Source organism: Tolypothrix bouteillei VB521301 (genome assembly GCF_000760695.4).
GTDB lineage: Bacteria > Cyanobacteriota > Cyanobacteriia > Cyanobacteriales > Nostocaceae > Scytonema > Scytonema bouteillei_A.
In genome coordinates this window covers 7,832,811-7,849,112 of the sequence record NZ_JHEG04000001.1, presented here as the reverse complement: position 1 = coordinate 7,849,112, position 16,302 = coordinate 7,832,811, and the positions used below count along the sequence as shown (strand labels likewise).

General features: G+C 40.7%; 16 protein-coding genes. 2 read left to right on the top strand and 14 right to left on the bottom strand.

Features of this window, described 5'->3' with window-relative positions; genetic code table 11:
• Positions 1-390: 390 nt before the first annotated feature.
• A complete protein-coding gene (locus HC643_RS32200) occupies positions 391-1,296 on the bottom strand; it encodes a polysaccharide deacetylase family protein (protein ID WP_038074395.1) in 906 nt (301 codons plus the stop codon).
• A gap of 309 nt (positions 1,297-1,605) precedes the next feature.
• On the opposite strand from HC643_RS32200, the gene HC643_RS32195 reads away from it, so the two are divergent.
• Positions 1,606-2,022, top strand: a complete 417-nt coding sequence (locus HC643_RS32195) for a bifunctional diaminohydroxyphosphoribosylaminopyrimidine deaminase/5-amino-6-(5-phosphoribosylamino)uracil reductase RibD (protein WP_202048677.1) — start codon at positions 1,606-1,608, stop codon at positions 2,020-2,022.
• 53 nt (positions 2,023-2,075) lie between these two features.
• Here HC643_RS32195 and HC643_RS32190 read toward each other — a convergent pair whose 3' ends face one another.
• The 13 genes from HC643_RS32190 to HC643_RS32130 all read right to left on the bottom strand — a co-directional run bounded on the left by HC643_RS32190 (position 2,076) and on the right by HC643_RS32130 (position 14,946).
• Entirely contained in the window at positions 2,076-2,936 is an 861-nt protein-coding gene (locus HC643_RS32190) for a MetQ/NlpA family ABC transporter substrate-binding protein (protein WP_038074398.1), read from the bottom strand.
• A gap of 361 nt (positions 2,937-3,297) precedes the next feature.
• Positions 3,298-3,954, bottom strand: a complete 657-nt coding sequence (locus HC643_RS32185; RefSeq protein WP_038074220.1) for a methionine ABC transporter permease — start codon at positions 3,952-3,954, stop codon at positions 3,298-3,300.
• Positions 3,936-4,931 carry a methionine ABC transporter ATP-binding protein gene (locus tag HC643_RS32180; protein WP_038074223.1) on the bottom strand — a complete coding sequence of 332 codons (996 nt, stop codon included), beginning with the start codon at positions 4,929-4,931 and terminating at the stop codon, positions 3,936-3,938. Before HC643_RS32180 ends, HC643_RS32185 begins: the two co-directional genes overlap by 19 nt.
• Before the next feature lie 223 nt (positions 4,932-5,154).
• The gene (locus tag HC643_RS32175; RefSeq protein WP_050046613.1) at positions 5,155-6,258 is read right to left on the bottom strand and encodes an aliphatic sulfonate ABC transporter substrate-binding protein; all 1,104 of its coding nucleotides are present in this window, start codon (positions 6,256-6,258) and stop codon (positions 5,155-5,157) included.
• Between the two features lie 107 nt (positions 6,259-6,365).
• On the bottom strand, positions 6,366-7,181 hold the full coding sequence (locus tag HC643_RS32170; protein ID WP_038074224.1) for a hypothetical protein: 816 nt from the start codon (positions 7,179-7,181) through the stop codon (positions 6,366-6,368).
• A 12-nt stretch (positions 7,182-7,193) separates the two neighbouring features.
• The gene (locus HC643_RS32165; protein ID WP_038074226.1) at positions 7,194-8,015 is read right to left on the bottom strand and encodes a hypothetical protein; all 822 of its coding nucleotides are present in this window, start codon (positions 8,013-8,015) and stop codon (positions 7,194-7,196) included.
• 39 nt (positions 8,016-8,054) lie between these two features.
• Positions 8,055-8,237, bottom strand: coding sequence for a hypothetical protein (locus HC643_RS32160; protein ID WP_038074228.1), 183 nt, complete (start codon positions 8,235-8,237; stop codon positions 8,055-8,057).
• Positions 8,238-8,273: 36 nt separating this feature from the next.
• On the bottom strand, positions 8,274-9,344 hold the full coding sequence (locus HC643_RS32155; RefSeq protein ID WP_038074231.1) for an LLM class flavin-dependent oxidoreductase: 1,071 nt from the start codon (positions 9,342-9,344) through the stop codon (positions 8,274-8,276).
• 284 nt (positions 9,345-9,628) lie between these two features.
• A complete protein-coding gene (locus HC643_RS32150) occupies positions 9,629-9,976 on the bottom strand; it encodes a hypothetical protein (RefSeq protein ID WP_038074232.1) in 348 nt (115 codons plus the stop codon).
• Between the two features lie 5 nt (positions 9,977-9,981).
• Complete coding sequence (locus tag HC643_RS32145) at positions 9,982-11,460, bottom strand: CIA30 family protein (protein ID WP_038074404.1); 1,479 nt, start codon at positions 11,458-11,460, stop codon at positions 9,982-9,984.
• A gap of 682 nt (positions 11,461-12,142) precedes the next feature.
• Positions 12,143-12,364: a hypothetical protein gene (locus tag HC643_RS32140; RefSeq protein WP_050046614.1), complete on the bottom strand. Its 222-nt coding sequence runs from the start codon at positions 12,362-12,364 to the stop codon at positions 12,143-12,145.
• Positions 12,365-12,411: 47 nt separating this feature from the next.
• Complete coding sequence (locus tag HC643_RS32135) at positions 12,412-13,527, bottom strand: potassium channel family protein (RefSeq protein ID WP_237265989.1); 1,116 nt, start codon at positions 13,525-13,527, stop codon at positions 12,412-12,414.
• Between the two features lie 381 nt (positions 13,528-13,908).
• A complete protein-coding gene (locus HC643_RS32130; RefSeq protein ID WP_038074238.1) occupies positions 13,909-14,946 on the bottom strand; it encodes a hemolysin family protein in 1,038 nt (345 codons plus the stop codon).
• Positions 14,947-15,258: 312 nt separating this feature from the next.
• Here HC643_RS32130 and HC643_RS32125 point away from each other — a divergent pair, with 312 nt between their 5' ends.
• A complete protein-coding gene (locus HC643_RS32125; protein ID WP_038074240.1) occupies positions 15,259-16,287 on the top strand; it encodes a mechanosensitive ion channel family protein in 1,029 nt (342 codons plus the stop codon).
• Positions 16,288-16,302: the final 15 nt, after the last annotated feature.

Sequence of the window (16,302 nt, the reverse complement as noted above, 5' to 3'; positions counted from 1 at the left end):
AAAGAGCGCAATTGCCCTCAGAATAGAATTCTGGGGCTACACAAACAAAGCCCGCCTACGCGGACTTAATAAGAAGTCCACGTAGGTGGTGAATCCAGTCCTGCAGGCGGGTTTCCCGCCGTAGGGAACTGGTGAACCCGAAGGGACTTTGTTTGTATAGACGTGATTTCAATCACAAGCATCTTTTTCCAAATTGGGATGCTCCCAAAAGCTACCGTGGTGTACAGATCTCTAAAAAAGGGATGAAACATCGTGAAAAGGGAGAATTGGAATGAAGTTCCCCCCTTTTTTAAGGGGGGTTAGGGGGGATCTGCAACCTGTGAAATACTCGAAATGCAGACAAATTACCATCACTAGAAGCTGACTTATGCAGAGCGTGGCAAGTAGCTTCTATAATGTTTTCTTATTTTTTACTAGTGTTGTTTCTTGACATTTTACGTCATTTTTCAGTTCATACATACCTTCAGATTTTCTGATAAGTTCGAGAAAAGATGTTCCACGGCTTACAGTGAGTCGTGGAATTTCATAAAAATATTTTCTACAAACAAGATTTAATATCTCATCATTATAGAGATAACTTGATAAATAATATTTAGATACATAAGACTTTACCTGTTGATTGTAAGCTCCATAGGGATAAGCAAAATGAGATGCTACTTTTTTCTGTGGATCTAAATCTTTGGTACATTCTCGTAATTTTGTTTGAGCTTGCACTAGCTCATATACGATTTCCTGAGAACTGAGTTTAGTTAAATTTTTGTGGTTCATCCCATGAGATTGAATATCGTAAAAACCGTTCTTTAAGCCCTCTCTTAATTCCTGACACCCTAAATGAGTTGAGATTTTACTCTTTTGCTTTGGAAAAGTACCTGGATTAATAAATAAGACAACTTTAATTTTTTTATTGTATTTTTTCTCTAGTTTATAAAGAATTGGGAGTAAATTAGTATGGATTGTCTTATGTCCGTCATCTATGGACAGCATAATTGGCTTTTTATTGAGATATTCTTTAGGGATTTTTTTGGCTTTTTTTAAGAAAAAGTCATATAAGTCTTGAGTCGTTAAAAACCAGTAATCGTTACGAATTAGGTCTTCTAGAAGTTCTTCTAGGTCTTGCTGCGGGTAATGGAGTGACTCTTTAGGAGAAAAAATCACGGGAGCTTTGTCATCTAAAATACCATGAAAACCCAAAATTGGAATTTCACGGTCATTTGTTTTGAAATTGAACTGAGAAAGAAAAATCATGGCTAATAGAGCCAAGCCCAAAGCTATATTTTGATTTTTTAGAAAGAACACTGTAGTTAATCTTAAAAAAACTAAAGCAAATTTAACAATGCCCAAAATAGAGAAGACTCTATCGGCGCTTGCAAATTTTTACCGATTATTGACAGTGAATTATAATACAGCTTTTTTGGGGTTTACGAGCACTAAATATATATAGCAATCCTAGTTGAGATCTGAACATGGGGGACAAGGAGGACAAGGGGGACAAGGAAGACAAGGAAGAGGTGTTTGTAACTCCTACACGAACTGCTATATGTCGTGTCGGTTTTTATGATTTAATTTGTCCAAACAGATTTTTATCCAAGAATGAGAAATGTATTTATGCTGCTTGCTTTAGCTGAAAGCAGAAAAGCTTTGCCTGAATGTTTGCCAAATCCACCTGTCGGTTGTGTCATTGTAGGAGTTGAAGAGATCGTGGCAAAGGGATACACGCAAGCACCAGGTATGCATCATGCTGAAGCTGAAGCGCTTCATCAGATTCAAGGCAAAGCATTTGATTCCTTAAAAATGTACGTCACGCTTGAACCTTGTTCTTTTCATGGACGAACTCCCTCATGTGCTTTGGCGATCGCGCAAGATCCTCGAATAAAGGAGATATACGTCTCTTTGGTCGATCCAGATCCTCGCAATAATGGAAAAGGATTAGACATTTTGCGAAAAGCAGGGAAGATAGTTCGTGTTGGTTTATGTGCTGTAGAAGTCAATTCCTTTCTTAACCAGTATTTATTCAGGTTTTGAGGACGTCATCCTTCATACCTCATACTTCAATTGACTGTTTCAATGAGTCATATTTAAAATACGGGGAGTACAGCGCCTTGGTATTTTTGATTGATAAAATCTTTGACTTGAGGAGCGTTAATTAAGCTACCTAGTTTCTGAATTTTGGGCTCGTTTGCTTTCTCTTGCAATGTGACTAAACCCACCGCATAGCGCTGTTCTGAAGCTGATTCTTGTACTAATGGTTTTAGTTGCAGCCCCGCTTGTAAACGTAGAGAAGCGGAAAGCACGGCTATGTCTACATCATCTAAGGAACGCACGATCGCTGGTCCTTCTAGTTCTTTCAGTTGAAGGTTTTTGGGGTTATCTTTAATATCTTTGACGCCTGCAAACTCTCCTACACTGTCTTTAAACTTAATGAAGCCTTGAGAAGCCAGTAGCCTTAAACTGCGATCGCCATTACTTTTGTCATTATAAATAGCGATAGTTGCTTTTTGTGGTACTTCAGCAATAGATTTATATCGTTTGGAATAGATACCTATTGGAGTTAAAAATCCTGTTTTAAGCATAATTAAATTGAGATTCAGTTCTTTTGCAGCATTTTGCATAAAAGGAGTGTGCTGAAAAAAATTGGCATCAATTTGTCCATCTTTTAGCGCCGTGTTAGGTTGTGTCCAATCATTAAAGTTAACTATTTGAATATCCAATCCTTCACTAGCAGCTAGATTGGTTTGAATAAACTTTAAAATATCATCAGAAATCACAGACCAGACACCCACTTTGATAACTTCTTTTTCTTGAGTCACCTGAACGGGAGATGCTGTAGGATTTGCAGTTAAATTTGCAGATATATCACTAGAGTTTTGATTGCAAGCCGAAAAAAGTAGAGAGATCGTAAAGGAACTGACACCGATGAGGAAATATCTACGATTCATTTTCAAATATGTTTGATTTGTTTGTATTTTGTTCATTGACTCTTGTTCCAACTAACTACTATAGGAATCCCATTTTATTTTTTAACTTACTGTAGGGAGGGCAATACTCGCAATATAAGGTTTTTGATAAGATATGCCTATCCTCCAGACCTTAAAATTGTTTGCAAATGATTTATGATTCCTATAAAAACTAAACAATTGCAAAAAGAATGGATGTAAAAAATCCAATTCCAGCGATGAGAACAAAACGGCGACCAATTTCTGTTAAAGGTTCTAATGATTTTGGAGCGTTCATAAGCGAATTTTTTCTAATTTATAGTGGATTCGATCTCGCGTACTTGTTGCAAAGCCTCAAAAAGAATTATTTTTTTCTTAGTTGTCGGGCTAGAAGATCTCCTAAAAATTGTATGAGTTGTACCAGAACAATCAGAACTAGAATTGTGGAGAACATGACTCCTACATCGAATCTTTGATACCCATATTGAATTGCTAAATTACCCAAACCTCCACCACCAACTGCTCCAGCCATTGCTGAAGAATTTAACAAGCTAACGATGAGAATTGTAATCCCTAAAATGATTGATGGTAGGGCTTCGGGGATGAGCACTTTGAAAACAATTTGCCAATAGTTACAGCCCATTGCTTCTGCTGCTTCTATCAAACCCTTATCGACTTCAAGAATGCTAGTTTCCGCAATTCGTGCAAAGAATGGAATAGCAGCAATGGTTAGGGGAACAAGAGCTGCTGTACTGCCAATGGAAGTGCCAACAACCAGTCTTGTAAGGGGAGTTAACACAACCAGTAGAATGATAAAGGGAAAGGAACGCCCGGTATTGACAACTGCACTTAGGGCTTTATTCACTTGTGGGGAGTCTAAAACGTTACCGGGACCGGTCATCACCAGCAACAAGCCCAAAGGTAAACCTAACAATATAGCAACTATAGCTGATAATCCCACCATGTAAAAGGTTTCAAGCGATGCTAGCCACAAACTTTGAACTAATTCCCACCCTTGCATGAATGTACCTCGACTTCAACCTTTGATTTATGTAAGTACTCAAGAGCCTGGGTTAAATTGGCTCCTTTAAGTTCGACTTGAAACTGACCTACGCGTTGGTTTCCTACTGTTTCAACACTCCCGTTAAGAAGATGAATATCAATATCAAAACGACGAGCTAAAGTGGCAAATATGGGTTGGGTAGCAGTTTCTCCAGCAAATGCTAGTGTTGCCAAAATTCCATCAGAATGGTGAGTGTATCCATTGCAACGGGGAAAAAATTCTTGTGCCAGTAAAGTATCTGGTTGAGATGCCAGGTAACTGACTTGCCCCTGCTCGACAATTTTTCCGGCTCTCAGTACTGCTACACTATCACATATGTGTTTGACTACACTCATTTCATGAGTAATAAGCAAAATTGTCAGCCCCATTCGTTTGTTGAGGTCGCGAAGCAATTCTAATATTGAACGGGTTGTTTGGGGATCGAGGGCGGAGGTTGCTTCATCTGATAGCAGTACTTTTGGTTCTCCGGCTAGAGCCCGTGCAATACCAACTCTCTGCTTTTGTCCGCCTGATAGTTGGGCTGGATAAGCATTGGCTTTACTTTCCAAACCAACGAGTGCTAGTAATTCTTCGACTTTCGCTTTTCGTTTAAGTTTGCTGTAACCAATGACTTCTAGAGGGAAGGCAATGTTTTCTGCAACGGTTCTGCTACTCAAGAGATTAAAGTGCTGAAAAATCATGCCGATGTGTTGGCGTGCTTGGCGTAATGCTGCACCGGAGAGGGCTGTTATTTCTTGAGCGTTAACCCAAACGGAACCCGATGTGGGTTTTTCTAGTTGGTTGACGCAGCGAATGAGAGTACTTTTTCCCGCGCCACTCGGTCCGAGGACTCCGAATATTTTCCCTGGCTTGACTTGAAGGGTAACACCGTCTAGGGCGACTGTTGTTTGGTCGCCTTGTTTGTAGATTTTTCGTACATCAACAAATTCAATCATTAATAGTTACTGAAAGGATAAAGTATGAAGGATGAAGGGTAAAAGTATTGTTTTTGCCTTTCTTCTTCCTTCGTGTCCTTTGCGACGGCAGTAGCTCCAGGGAGAACCCCTGCACGGCGCTGCTTTGGGTACCGTACTGGCTCGTCTTTAGGGTTTAGTCAAATAAATTGTTTTGGGACGAGAAAGGAGTTATATAAATGAATTTGAGTAGAAAGTATATAAACTACCACTTCTGAGCGGGAAGCCAATTGTAATTTTTATCTTTAACATCAATTTTCTGAGGAATAACTTTTAACTCATAAAATGTATCTGCCATATGTTGCAACCCCGTAAGCACTTCATCAGTTATAGGTAATACCTTTCTCTCTCCACCGCGCTTTTCAACAATTTCCATTGTTGCTAAATCAACTTTATAAAGTGCTGAAAGCAGTTTTGCTGAATTTTTATAGTTCTTTTTAGACCAATTACCTGCTTTTTCTAGTTCTTGCAAAATGATTTTGAGAATTTCTGGATGGTCTCTGACAAAATCTGGAGATGCATAATAGAAGCCAGGACTTTCTACAATAGCGCGATCGCCAAATACCGTACTGTTATCTGCTAGCAAGCGAGTGGGAAGCTTCCGTTCAGCATCAGCAGTATAGGGGTCCCATATGACCCACGCATCCAGCTTACCCCGTTCAAAAGCAGGCAAAGCTTCTGCAGGAGAAAGATACAGGGGTTGAATATCACTGTATTTTAACCCTGCCTTTTCTAATGCACGCACTATCATGTACTGCGAACTCGAGCCTTTAGCAAAAGCGACTTTTTTGCCTTTGAGGTCTCCAAGGCTTTTGATAGATGAATTTTCTAACACCAAAATAGCGGAACTTCTTGTACTACTTGTATTTGCTGCTACCCGAACAAAGGGTTTATCGCTAGCTTGAGCAAAGACACTCCCGGTACCACCGCCACCGCCAAAGACGATACTACCTACACTCATTGCCTCAAGTAAAGGGGCGGTAGAGGAAAATTCGCTCCACTGTACGGAAACACCAAGCGGTTGCAAGCGCTTTTCTAGGTTTCTTTGTGCTTTGAGTATATTCAGCAGTGCCATCCCTTTTTGATGACCCATTTTTAGGACTTTTAAATGCGTATTTTCTGGGTTTTGCTTGAGTGCGTTTGCAGAATTGGTTGAGTTAGTTTGAGAACAAGATGCAATTGTGATACTTAAGGTTATACCCAGTACAAATAATAAGGTGAAAGTCCGAACGCTGGACTGTTTAAAAAACTCAAAAAAGCTTTTTTGTTTAATCCAGCTTATACCTTGATTCAAGATTCGAGTAAACATAATTTTTTCCGTAGTTGGGTTTCACTGCTGTTCAACCCAAAAAGTCAGGTCTTTGTTTTTTGTTAGGGTTCATTTCTAAAACCCCCAATCTATAATTGATTCAAAAGTCAATTATTCTCAGTATTGCTGACAGAAGAAAGTGTTGGATGAGGTAGCTCGAGCAGGTAAGAAACTATCTCTTTGCGCCAAGCGTCATATACTGGTTCAAGACCTATTGTATTAGCACCAGTAGCGTGAAGATCTTGTTGCCAGCTTGTTTTAATGCAGTCATTGCGCCGTTTTTGAATGTGTTCGTCTATTTCTATTAACAATGCTGCAAGTTCTGTTTTTTCATCAGGAGAGGCTGTTTCATATTTTTGCCGCCACCAATGAGAGATTGTCTGACGGTGGACTGAGTCATTCAATTGGAAAACACTTGCACTGGAAGCTGCTAGTTCGGGATCGTTAATTTTAGATGTACTAATCTTTACTATTTCTGTAGGGAAATTATAATGCTTGTAGTGCAATTCAAAAGCAACAAATCCCAGCCAACTTCGGTATGAGATATCACCCATGATTTCCCAGTGGTGTTGTATTTCTTTACGGATATCGTCAATCGGATCTTCTCCTGTTATTGCGATCGCGCGATCCCGAAAAGCTTGAGCGCGTGCTGCATCATCTCCAATTTGCCTGCTTAAGATCAAATGTAGATCTGGGTCGGAAATTAACCAGATTGCTTTGTTACAAGCTTGGACTGCAAACAAGTCACGAGCAGCAGATGCTACCCAGTATTGATAAAAATTTGATTTTTCTTCTTCTGTTTCAGGTGGTCTAACTTCAGATTGCTGAGTCAATACAATATGTGGAGTGTAGTTGGCGAAAATTTTGTTTAAAATTTCTTGTTCAAATTCCGCGTTCCAGGTACGAGTGAGTGTTGCAATCATAGTATTTTCCTTTTAATCGTTTATGCTGACAAGTTTGGGAAGTTTGGAAACTGGAATATTTAAAAGGTGTGAAAGAACTTCTTTGCGCCAAGCGTCATAAATGACATCAAACCCTTCAGCTTCAAAACCCAAAGCTTTTTGAACAAGTTGCCAATGTTCTTTCAGGTAAGGGTTTCGCCTCTTCTGTCCCTCTTCATCAACTTCAATCAGTTGTGCGGCTAGCTTGGATTTTTTTTCTAGTGAGGCGCTGTCATATATTTTTTGCCACCAAGCAACTACACCCAAACGGTGTACGGCTTCATCTGGTAAGATTCTTTTACTCGCAAAGTTAGATGATTCAGGATCGTTAATCCTTGTCAGGCGACTGTTAACAATCAATTGAGCCACAATATGAAGCTCGTAGTGCAGTTCAAATGCTAAAAAACCCAACCAGTTGCGAACGGGTAAAGCACCCATATATTTCCAGTGTTGTTGCACTGCTTGCTGTATATCTTCAATGGGATCGCGCCCTGACAGAGCAAACACGCGTTGGCGTGTATGTTGAGAATGTTCGCCATCATCTCCCAGCTGTCTGCTAATGAATAATTGCAGGTCTATATCATCTGGTACGATGTCGGTAATTGCCTTAGCACAAACTTGGACAATAAACAGGTCGTGGGCTGCTCCGGCTATGCGAAATCGGTAAAAATTTTCTAATTCTTCGTCTGTAGCAGGTGGTCTGGGTTCGTACAAGCGAGTTGTGGGAAGATGGGGAGCGTGTTGGGCAATCAGTTTATTGATAGTTTCGACTTCCCATTCCGTAGTCCAAGCAGGACGAGTTAATGTTGCTGTCATATTTTTTTCCTCATAAATATCTTTCCGAACCAATTGGTACTATACTTCTAGTGCTAATAAAGCCCAGTCGCAATCATAGAGTTTTGTATCGGTCGGAATTTGTGCGCTTTTACGAAGCAAGTCAGCGCAGGTGGACTTGATTGAAGCCTGCGCAGGCAGGCTTTGTTTGTGTAGCCGCGATTTCCAATCGTCGGCGTTTTGTTCAAATTGGGATGCTCTCATGGTGAGTCTCTCCTTTGCGACAGATAATGACTCGTGTTACAAAGCAGTGGCTGATAAGCGATCGCTAGATAAATGATGGCGAACTCTGGGCATAATTTCTTGAGAAAAGCGTCTCATCTCTGTTGTAAAAGGTTGAAATTGCAGCATAAATGTGTCGATACCTATATTGGCAAAATCAGCTATTCGAGCCGCAACCGTATCGTAACTGCCAACTAAGCCAGCTGCTGTTCCACCGTTGCTTCCTACTCCTGGGTACTTCGCCATATTTTTAAACATGACAACTTCGGAATCGACTCCTTTTAAAAGCTCGGATCTGTCGTCTTGTTTTGTGAGTTCAAACAACCATTGATATTCTTCTTGTGCTTCGACATCTGTCGGTCGAGCAATGACGAAAGCCGACATGGCAAAGCGTAATGGTTTTAACTGCAAACGCACGCGCTTTTTCACATCAGTAATAGTTTCTTGTATCACTTCAAGGGGACGACCGTTAAGAAAAAAGACATCAGCTTCTCTCATTGCCAAGTCTTTAGCGCTATCTGACTCACCTCCTAAATAAACTTGGGGATAGGGGTGCGCTAACGGGCGTGGATGCAAAGACAACTCATCAATTTGAAAGAATTTTCCTGAATAATTAACCTGTTCCCCACTCCAAAGTGCTTTTACCACTTCAATCCACTCTTGAGAATAGCGGTAGCGATCGCTGTGGGATAAAAAGGTAATTCCAGATTTTTCCATTTCTGGCTTAAACCACGCACTGACTAAGTTAATCGCAAAACGCCCGCCACTTATAGCATCTATACCCAGCGCCATCTTTGCCAACACAACGGGATGGAAAAGTAAAGGTTTTACAGCTGCAATGATTTCAATAGAGTCAGTCGCCTCAGCAAGTGCAGCAGCAGCTGTCCAAGTTTCCAACTGGTCCAATTCTTGATTTCTGGGATTGATTAGGTGTTCGGCGATGAGAGTGGTTGTAAAGCCGCATTCCTCTGCTAGCTGAATCAGTTCTTTTGCTCTTTTATAGCTAGCATCACGAGGTTCTTGTGGATGCTTCATTGCACCACAGTTACCGTATACGGGAATCCAAATGCCATAGCGGGGTTCAGACATAGCTTCTTTCACTGTTTTCCCAGAGACTTAAAGCTTTGCTCGTAGTAGAGATGTAGTTTGACAAACGGTATGGGATGAAATATCGTTACCAACATCCAAACAGTTGGGGAAAGAGGAGAAGGTAAAACCAAAGTTTACCCCTCCTTAACTCTGAACTGAAGGTATTTGCGCTCGCTCTACTCTTTTTATAAATTACAGTAAGTCAGTAGACAAACCGTACTTTATTATGACAATGATTTCACAGATTGTTGAAAAAAGCAATGGTGCAGTCAAAGAAAAGCTTTTTAACGTTTCTCCAATTTTGCGACTCGCCCCTCCAATGCGTTGACTTGCTGCTTTAGCTCTACAACCAAAGTAGCAAGTCTATCAAACATGCGATCGCGCTCTTGTGGTGGAACGGTTTTTGGCGATCGCGATGATGGAGTTTGGGCTGTACTTGCAGGAGGTACGCGACGGTTTTGATTGAGTAATGATTCAATACGGAGCACTCTAGTCTCCAAACGGTTCAAGTCTGCTTCCAAATTAGAAACACGGGAGTCATACTGCTCGGATGACACGGAATTTTGCAATATTCCACCCCAGAGGAGAATTCCCAATACAAGTACCGATACGACCAGCCAGAAGCGTTTCATCAATTTCACTCAGGTTTCAGTTGAGAAAATAGACTTTGCCAGTCAATAGAACTAACAATCTTTTCTCCCTCTTTTACCTCAAATGTAACATTACGTGCTTGACTTTGTTGTAGTGCTTCTACACAAAGCTTAGCAACATCCTCACGGCTGATTTTTCCTTTGATATTATCGCCTTGGGCGACAATCAATTCTTTGCCACCTAGTTCCTCTGTTAAGGCGCAGGGTCTAACAATTGTGTAAGGAATTCCACTTTGTCTTAAACTCTCTTCTCCTTTTAATTTCCAAGTTAAAATTCCTCCGAGTTGGTCATTTAATCTAACAGCGGGTGGTTCCTCTTCTAAATTAATTCCCGGTCTTCCGGGACGAGTCACGCCTGCTGAACTCACAAGGACAAACTGGGGTAAAACTTGTTTACCATAAGCTTTGATCGATTCTACTTGTAGAGAAAAACCACCTGGTGTAAATTTTGGATTTAATCCCCCATCGTATTCAAACTTGCTCAACATTAGTTGGAACGAGCAAATTTTACTGGTATCAATGGGTTGAGAATCTTTGAGTGTTTTGGCTCGAAAAACTGCAATTGTATCTGCAAAAGGAATGCGAACATTCATCCAGGTGTTGGGTTCGGTGTCAAAAGAATAGCTGTAAGCGACACCATCCCATTGTGTCTCGGTACGCAGGAGGAATTTATAGCGTTTTCCGTCACCTCTAAGGCGCAACTCTATGCCCTCAGAGCCAGATAAGTTAAAACCGGGAGAAAAATTTTTAGTTCTGACCGAAGCAAATCCTCCTGAGTTGGCGGTAGAAACGCAGCCAGAAAACAGGGCTGTACCTTCCACCAGTTGAATATTGCTTTGACTGACTCCACCCATTACGACATCATCCACCGCGCCCCAAGTCTCTTTAAGTTCTGTGGATGGATTTGTAAAATCAAATAACACTCGTTCGCCTGCTTTTGGCAGATATTTTGCTACAGCTTCTACCAAGTTTTTCACACCTTGGTATTCAACGTTTTCTGGTGTATCGCCAACAATTTCAGGTTGGTAAAACTTAACCCCTTGGTAGTATTTAGCACGATCTGGGCTGTCTCCTTCTACAGGCTGAACGCGCACAGCAGTACAGCAAACTACAGCCTGGATGTTAGCTGCAATCAGAGGGGTGAGAGTTTCTGGGTTTGTAATATCAGCAACCACTAATTCCGTGTCATTGCCAAGAAGCGATCGCGCTTTGTCTATGTCTCGGACTAGCGATCGCACTTTATAACCCCTTTGGAGGAGTTGTCCCACCACACGTTTTCCCAAACCACCCGTTGCACCAGCTACCAGTATAACGCCCACTTGTTTTGCTCCATCAAGTCTGTCTTTATTATGAGGGCGACCTTGGAATAAATCTTGTAGCCAGTTAAGGAAAGGAATAACTTCAAAGTAGGTCAAAGTTTCAAGAAATCTGCCTAAGTCCCACTGCGAGCGATTGTTATCAGCCATATTCCAAGAACTCAAATAGGAGAGACGCATCCCAAGGATATAACACCCAAGTGCTCATACCCAAGATTCTAGAGCAAGAGATTCTAGTGGTTTACCAGATTGATTTTGAGGAACGTAGAGACTGGATATCATCTTCAAAATTGCGCTGTTAGGTATAACCTATTAAGATCGGGCTAGTGACGCTTGCAACAAATTTACTACTTTAAGCAATAGCTTTGCCAAAACGCCCTCACTCTGGAAGAGTGGGGCTATACAAACAAAGCCCACCTGCGTGGGCTTTGGGTTTTAGCTCACGCAGGTGGGCTTCCTTTATGTAGCTACAGACTGGAAGTCTGTAGTGCTTTTGAGAAATTGGCAAAGGTATTGTTTAAGGAGATGCAATTTTACTTACTCTGCCAATTCTACTGATTTATCTTAGGATTCTGACATTGACGAAATTGCTACTTGCATTGGAGTACGGCCAGAAGCATCTGTTTGCTCTAAATCTTTTACAGTCTGAAGCAATTTTTGAACTCTAATTAAATCGTTGGATTCAATTGCTTTAAATCAATCAGTAATTTCTGATTTTTTTTTGTCAGACATGATTTTCTATGGGATTTTTATCGTATAGGATTGAGATAAAACGAAGATATATATCTTGAAAGCTAGAGTTCATCAGCTCGGGAATATTTCAATGAATTTTTTATGATGAACCACAACCCAAACAACGCATACAAACCAAAAAAGCTCCTAAAATTGAGACACTTTCAACGAGTAATTGAAATGATAAAGGAGCGAGAGCAAATCCCCAAACTAGAGAAATAACTCCCGCTACTAAAGCTGCTATACGGTTAATCTCATCCTTAGTACTTAAACCTACAAAAAAAATCCCCAGACCGATTATTAGTAAAATTATGCCAGCCATAAATATATTTTGTTACCTGTGTAAGCAAATTTTAGAGTATTCACATCTCAACTCTCATAAGGAGCTATTTCATTCCAATCATATGCCATGTAACGAGCTAGGGCTACCACGTAAGGGTTCCATTGGCGGCGCAGAGAAATGTACAGAGAGACACCAGCCTCTAAATCATCTGCTGTCTCTATTCCTTCGGCTTTCATTTTTTCCACTGCGTGATAGTAGCGCTTGCGCCATGTCTGCTCAACTGAGTCATTATTTTTTGAACGACTTTTTGGCAAAAATAAGCTAGATAACTCAACGAGCAATTGTAGACCGCCACCCCACAATTCTTCTACAGCTGTAGAATGCGTAATTGAATGATACTTTTTGGTATTCAACGCACTTTTGATTAACGTGGCTGTATCCATTGCCAAAAGTATCACGCGTGGTAAGGCATAATAGCATTGGCGAAATCGGAAATAGAGCAACGCTGGGTAAGAGTGCTGCGATTCTAGCAAGTCTATTACGTCCGTTGCCATGTTAGAAACATCTTGTTGTACGCCATTCAGTTCACCACTAGCACCCAGTCTCGCTATCATTTCTGCTGCGTCTGCCGTACCAGCACTTCGGTGGTGTAAGCTCAAAGCAAAAGTGTGGCGTCTTGTAATTGCACTGTACACTGAGAGTAAGTAAGTAATCGTTAAAGTAAAAACAGAAAAGCCAAGAGATGCTTCTAAGATCGTTAACAGGCGTTGAAAATCTGTTTTTGGAGTCAAGTCCCCTGTTCCCAGTGTTGTTAGTGAAAAACCACTGTAGTAAAGCGCTGATATAAAATTAGTTTCTGTCTGCCCATCACTTGCTTGTATAGACCAACCCAACTCAGTCCAAACAATTAGGGCGAACCCATAAAGCAGCAAACTCAGCCAGACTACAACAGTTGCAATCATCAATACAGGACCGCTATGAGAAAGTACTTTTTCGTCTTTAAAGGGCATTATACGTGCAACGAACCGGAAGAGCCGCCACATCACTTTTCCAAGATGCAAACTCAGTACGCTACTACCAAGGCGAGGGAACAGGACAGTTAGGTAAATATCCAAAAGTGATAAAACTATCAGTCCTGCACCTACTAATTGCACTAACAATTTCATTCGTGAAATACCAATTTTCGATAAACACCATGTCATTTTTGAATCATGTTTATTTAGCATACTATTCTTGATGCTGGGCTTATAAACTACCTAAGGTTTTAGAAACCTCATCAATCGCAACTCGGCCAAATACAAACATCAAGTCTCCAAGCATCCCTAAAGTTAAAGGAATTGTGTCTTGTGATAGTGTGTCAGCCCAACTGATAGGTACTAACGAGAAGTTGTTAAAAATACTAGTATCAACTAGTACAGGTCGGCGGAAATAACTATACCATTAGAATTGAGATAAAAGTTCCAATAATAAGCGTTTGTGCTTTCTGCCCTCTGCCTTTTGGACTTCTGCCTTCATGTACTAGCTTAAACTCCGGATCGCGATCGCCACGCCGTTGAGTGTAAGGAAATGGGTGTTAAGGATATTTATTTGATGCCCATAGATTCCAACATTCTTTCTCGCTTCTTCCGTGCAATCTCCCGCATATCCACAGTTTTATCAGTCTCGTCTACGATTTCACCAGTGATTACCTCTAACACATCTTCTAAGGTAACGACACCAGCTACGTTTCCGTATTCATCTACTACCACTGCTAAATGTTCGCGAGCCTCTATAAAGATTTTCAGGAGTTTGTCTGCTTTAATGGTTTCAGGTACAAAGCGAGCTTTGCGAGACAGTTGAGCAATTGTTTGATGATTCTTACCTTCTACCATTGCTGTAAGTAAAGTCTGCTTTAGAGCAAATCCAATAACTTCATCGATAGAGTCATCAATCACAATAATTCGGGTATGTTGTGAAAAAATGATGTCTGCTTTTGCTTCAGCAAGAGTCATATCGCCACGTATATGTGTCACTATGACTCGGGGTGTCATTATATCAGACGCTGTTAAATCGTTTAATCGAAACACCCGTTGGATCATTTCTGCTTCATCCCTTTCTATCATCCCCTCTTGTTGACCGATACTCGCCAATAACTTGATTTCCGCCTCATTCGTTGTCGGTCGTTTCTTACCCTTGATAAAGGGTGCAGTAACGGTTTGCAGAATCCAAACTAAGGGTGTGAAGACAATGGAGAGCCCGGTAACAGGTAAAGCAGCAAGTATAGCTAATTGTTCTGCATAGCGTTCTCCAAGTGTTTTTGGAATGATTTCACCAAAGATGATAATTAAGAAGGTCAATACCCCTGAAAATACACCCAGCCATATATCTCCTAAAACTTTAGCAGCAATATTAGCTGTCAGAATACTACCAACGATATTAAAAGTATTATTCAGGATGACGATCGTGGCGATCGGTCGGTTCATGTTTTCACGAATCGCCAAAAGTGCTACTAAAGCAGGTTTGTTTGATTGAGCTAATTGGCGTACTCTTAATGTAGATACAGAAAAAAGCGCAGTCTCTACGCTAGAACAAAGCGCCGAACCACTAATTACAAAAATGACAACCAAAATCAGCAGCAGCATATTTTTTCCCAAGCATGGGAATAAAAAGTGTAAATTTAAATGAAATTATAAGATTTTAAATAATAATAGCTAAAAATGCAACATTCTTGCAAACTCAATCTAAATATTTGCTATGTGTAACTTCAAGTATTCACATTTTAGCAATTAGTTCATCTAGCTAAAGCTATAGATTTACGAACATGAAGAGTAGTAGAAGTTGTGTTGTAGTAAAAATTCTATAGGGAATTCTGGAAATTAATAACTTTAGATAGAGAGCCTTTTTGCAATTCTTCTTAATATATCTTGTAGGAATGTCCATGATAAAAAGGTGTAATGAATTTTCAAGAAGCTGTATCGGCAGGATGGACAAAGGTACAAGACATGATGAGTAGTGCCATCATCATGCTGCCTAATATTGTATTAGCCTTAATTGTCTTTCTTGTATTTTGGTTTGTAGCTAGGGGGGTTCGGTTTTCAGTCAGACGCATTACCCGAAGATACCGCAATGCAAGGAATCTAGGGCTTGTTCTCGGACGTTTGTCCCAGGGAACTATTCTCTTAGTGGGTCTCTTCGTAGCCTTATCAATTGTCATTCCAACATTTCAAGCAGGCGATTTAGTTCAACTTTTAGGCATTAGTGGAGTAGCAATTGGTTTTGCTTTCCGCGATATCTTACAAAACTTTTTGGCTGGTATCTTAATACTTTTAACAGAACCATTTCAAATTGATGACCAAATTGTTTTCAAAGACTTTGAGGGAACAGTCGAAAATATTCAGACACGCGCCACAACTATCCGCACTTACGATGGTCGCCGTATAGTTATTCCCAATGCGGAACTGTTCACAAATTCCATCACTGTCAATACCGCCTTTGATAACCGTCGCTTGGAGTATGATGTTGGCATTGGTTACGGTGACAACATCGAACGGGCAAAGGAATTGATGCTCGAAGCAATGTACAGTGTGGATGCAGTCTTGAAAAATCCATCTCCTGACGTACTGGTTATGGAACTTGATGAAAGTACGGTTAATATTCGTGTTCGGTGGTGGATTTCTCCACCCCGTCGGGCAGATAGTCTTGATTCACGGGATAAAGTTCTGACTGCTATCAAAAATAAGCTCACAGCCAATGGAATAGACTTACCCTTCCCCACCACACAAATACTATTCCACGACCAAACAGAGGAAACAGATGGCGATCGCACTCGTCAACGTGAAGGATGGCCTGCAGGAAAGGGTCAAGTGCCAAAACCGCGCAGAATTAGCGATGCTTTAAAACTGCTAGCTCAAATGCAATTGCAAAATGATGGCACTCAAGCAGATGGCAATGGTGGTGCGGGAAAATTTGATAAGCTACATTAACACTACTTCTGAGTG

Bases quoted from the DNA above. Each gene is read 5' to 3' on its own strand.
- HC643_RS32195 (WP_202048677.1), top strand. From the start codon at position 1,606: ATGCTGCTTGCTTTAGCTGAAAGCAGAAAAGCTTTGCCTGAATGTTTG.
- HC643_RS32190 (WP_038074398.1), bottom strand. From the start codon at position 2,936: ATGAATCGTAGATATTTCCTCATCGGTGTCAGTTCCTTTACGATCTCT.
- HC643_RS32185 (WP_038074220.1), bottom strand. From the start codon at position 3,954: ATGCAAGGGTGGGAATTAGTTCAAAGTTTGTGGCTAGCATCGCTTGAA.
- HC643_RS32180 (WP_038074223.1), bottom strand. From the start codon at position 4,931: ATGATTGAATTTGTTGATGTACGAAAAATCTACAAACAAGGCGACCAA.
- HC643_RS32175 (WP_050046613.1), bottom strand. From the start codon at position 6,258: ATGTTTACTCGAATCTTGAATCAAGGTATAAGCTGGATTAAACAAAAA.
- HC643_RS32170 (WP_038074224.1), bottom strand. From the start codon at position 7,181: ATGATTGCAACACTCACTCGTACCTGGAACGCGGAATTTGAACAAGAA.
- HC643_RS32165 (WP_038074226.1), bottom strand. From the start codon at position 8,015: ATGACAGCAACATTAACTCGTCCTGCTTGGACTACGGAATGGGAAGTC.
- HC643_RS32160 (WP_038074228.1), bottom strand. From the start codon at position 8,237: ATGAGAGCATCCCAATTTGAACAAAACGCCGACGATTGGAAATCGCGG.
- HC643_RS32155 (WP_038074231.1), bottom strand. From the start codon at position 9,344: ATGTCTGAACCCCGCTATGGCATTTGGATTCCCGTATACGGTAACTGT.
- HC643_RS32150 (WP_038074232.1), bottom strand. From the start codon at position 9,976: ATGAAACGCTTCTGGCTGGTCGTATCGGTACTTGTATTGGGAATTCTC.
- HC643_RS32145 (WP_038074404.1), bottom strand. From the start codon at position 11,460: ATGGCTGATAACAATCGCTCGCAGTGGGACTTAGGCAGATTTCTTGAA.
- HC643_RS32140 (WP_050046614.1), bottom strand. From the start codon at position 12,364: ATGGCTGGCATAATTTTACTAATAATCGGTCTGGGGATTTTTTTTGTA.
- HC643_RS32135 (WP_237265989.1), bottom strand. From the start codon at position 13,527: ATGACATGGTGTTTATCGAAAATTGGTATTTCACGAATGAAATTGTTA.
- HC643_RS32130 (WP_038074238.1), bottom strand. From the start codon at position 14,946: ATGCTGCTGCTGATTTTGGTTGTCATTTTTGTAATTAGTGGTTCGGCG.
- HC643_RS32125 (WP_038074240.1), top strand. From the start codon at position 15,259: ATGAATTTTCAAGAAGCTGTATCGGCAGGATGGACAAAGGTACAAGAC.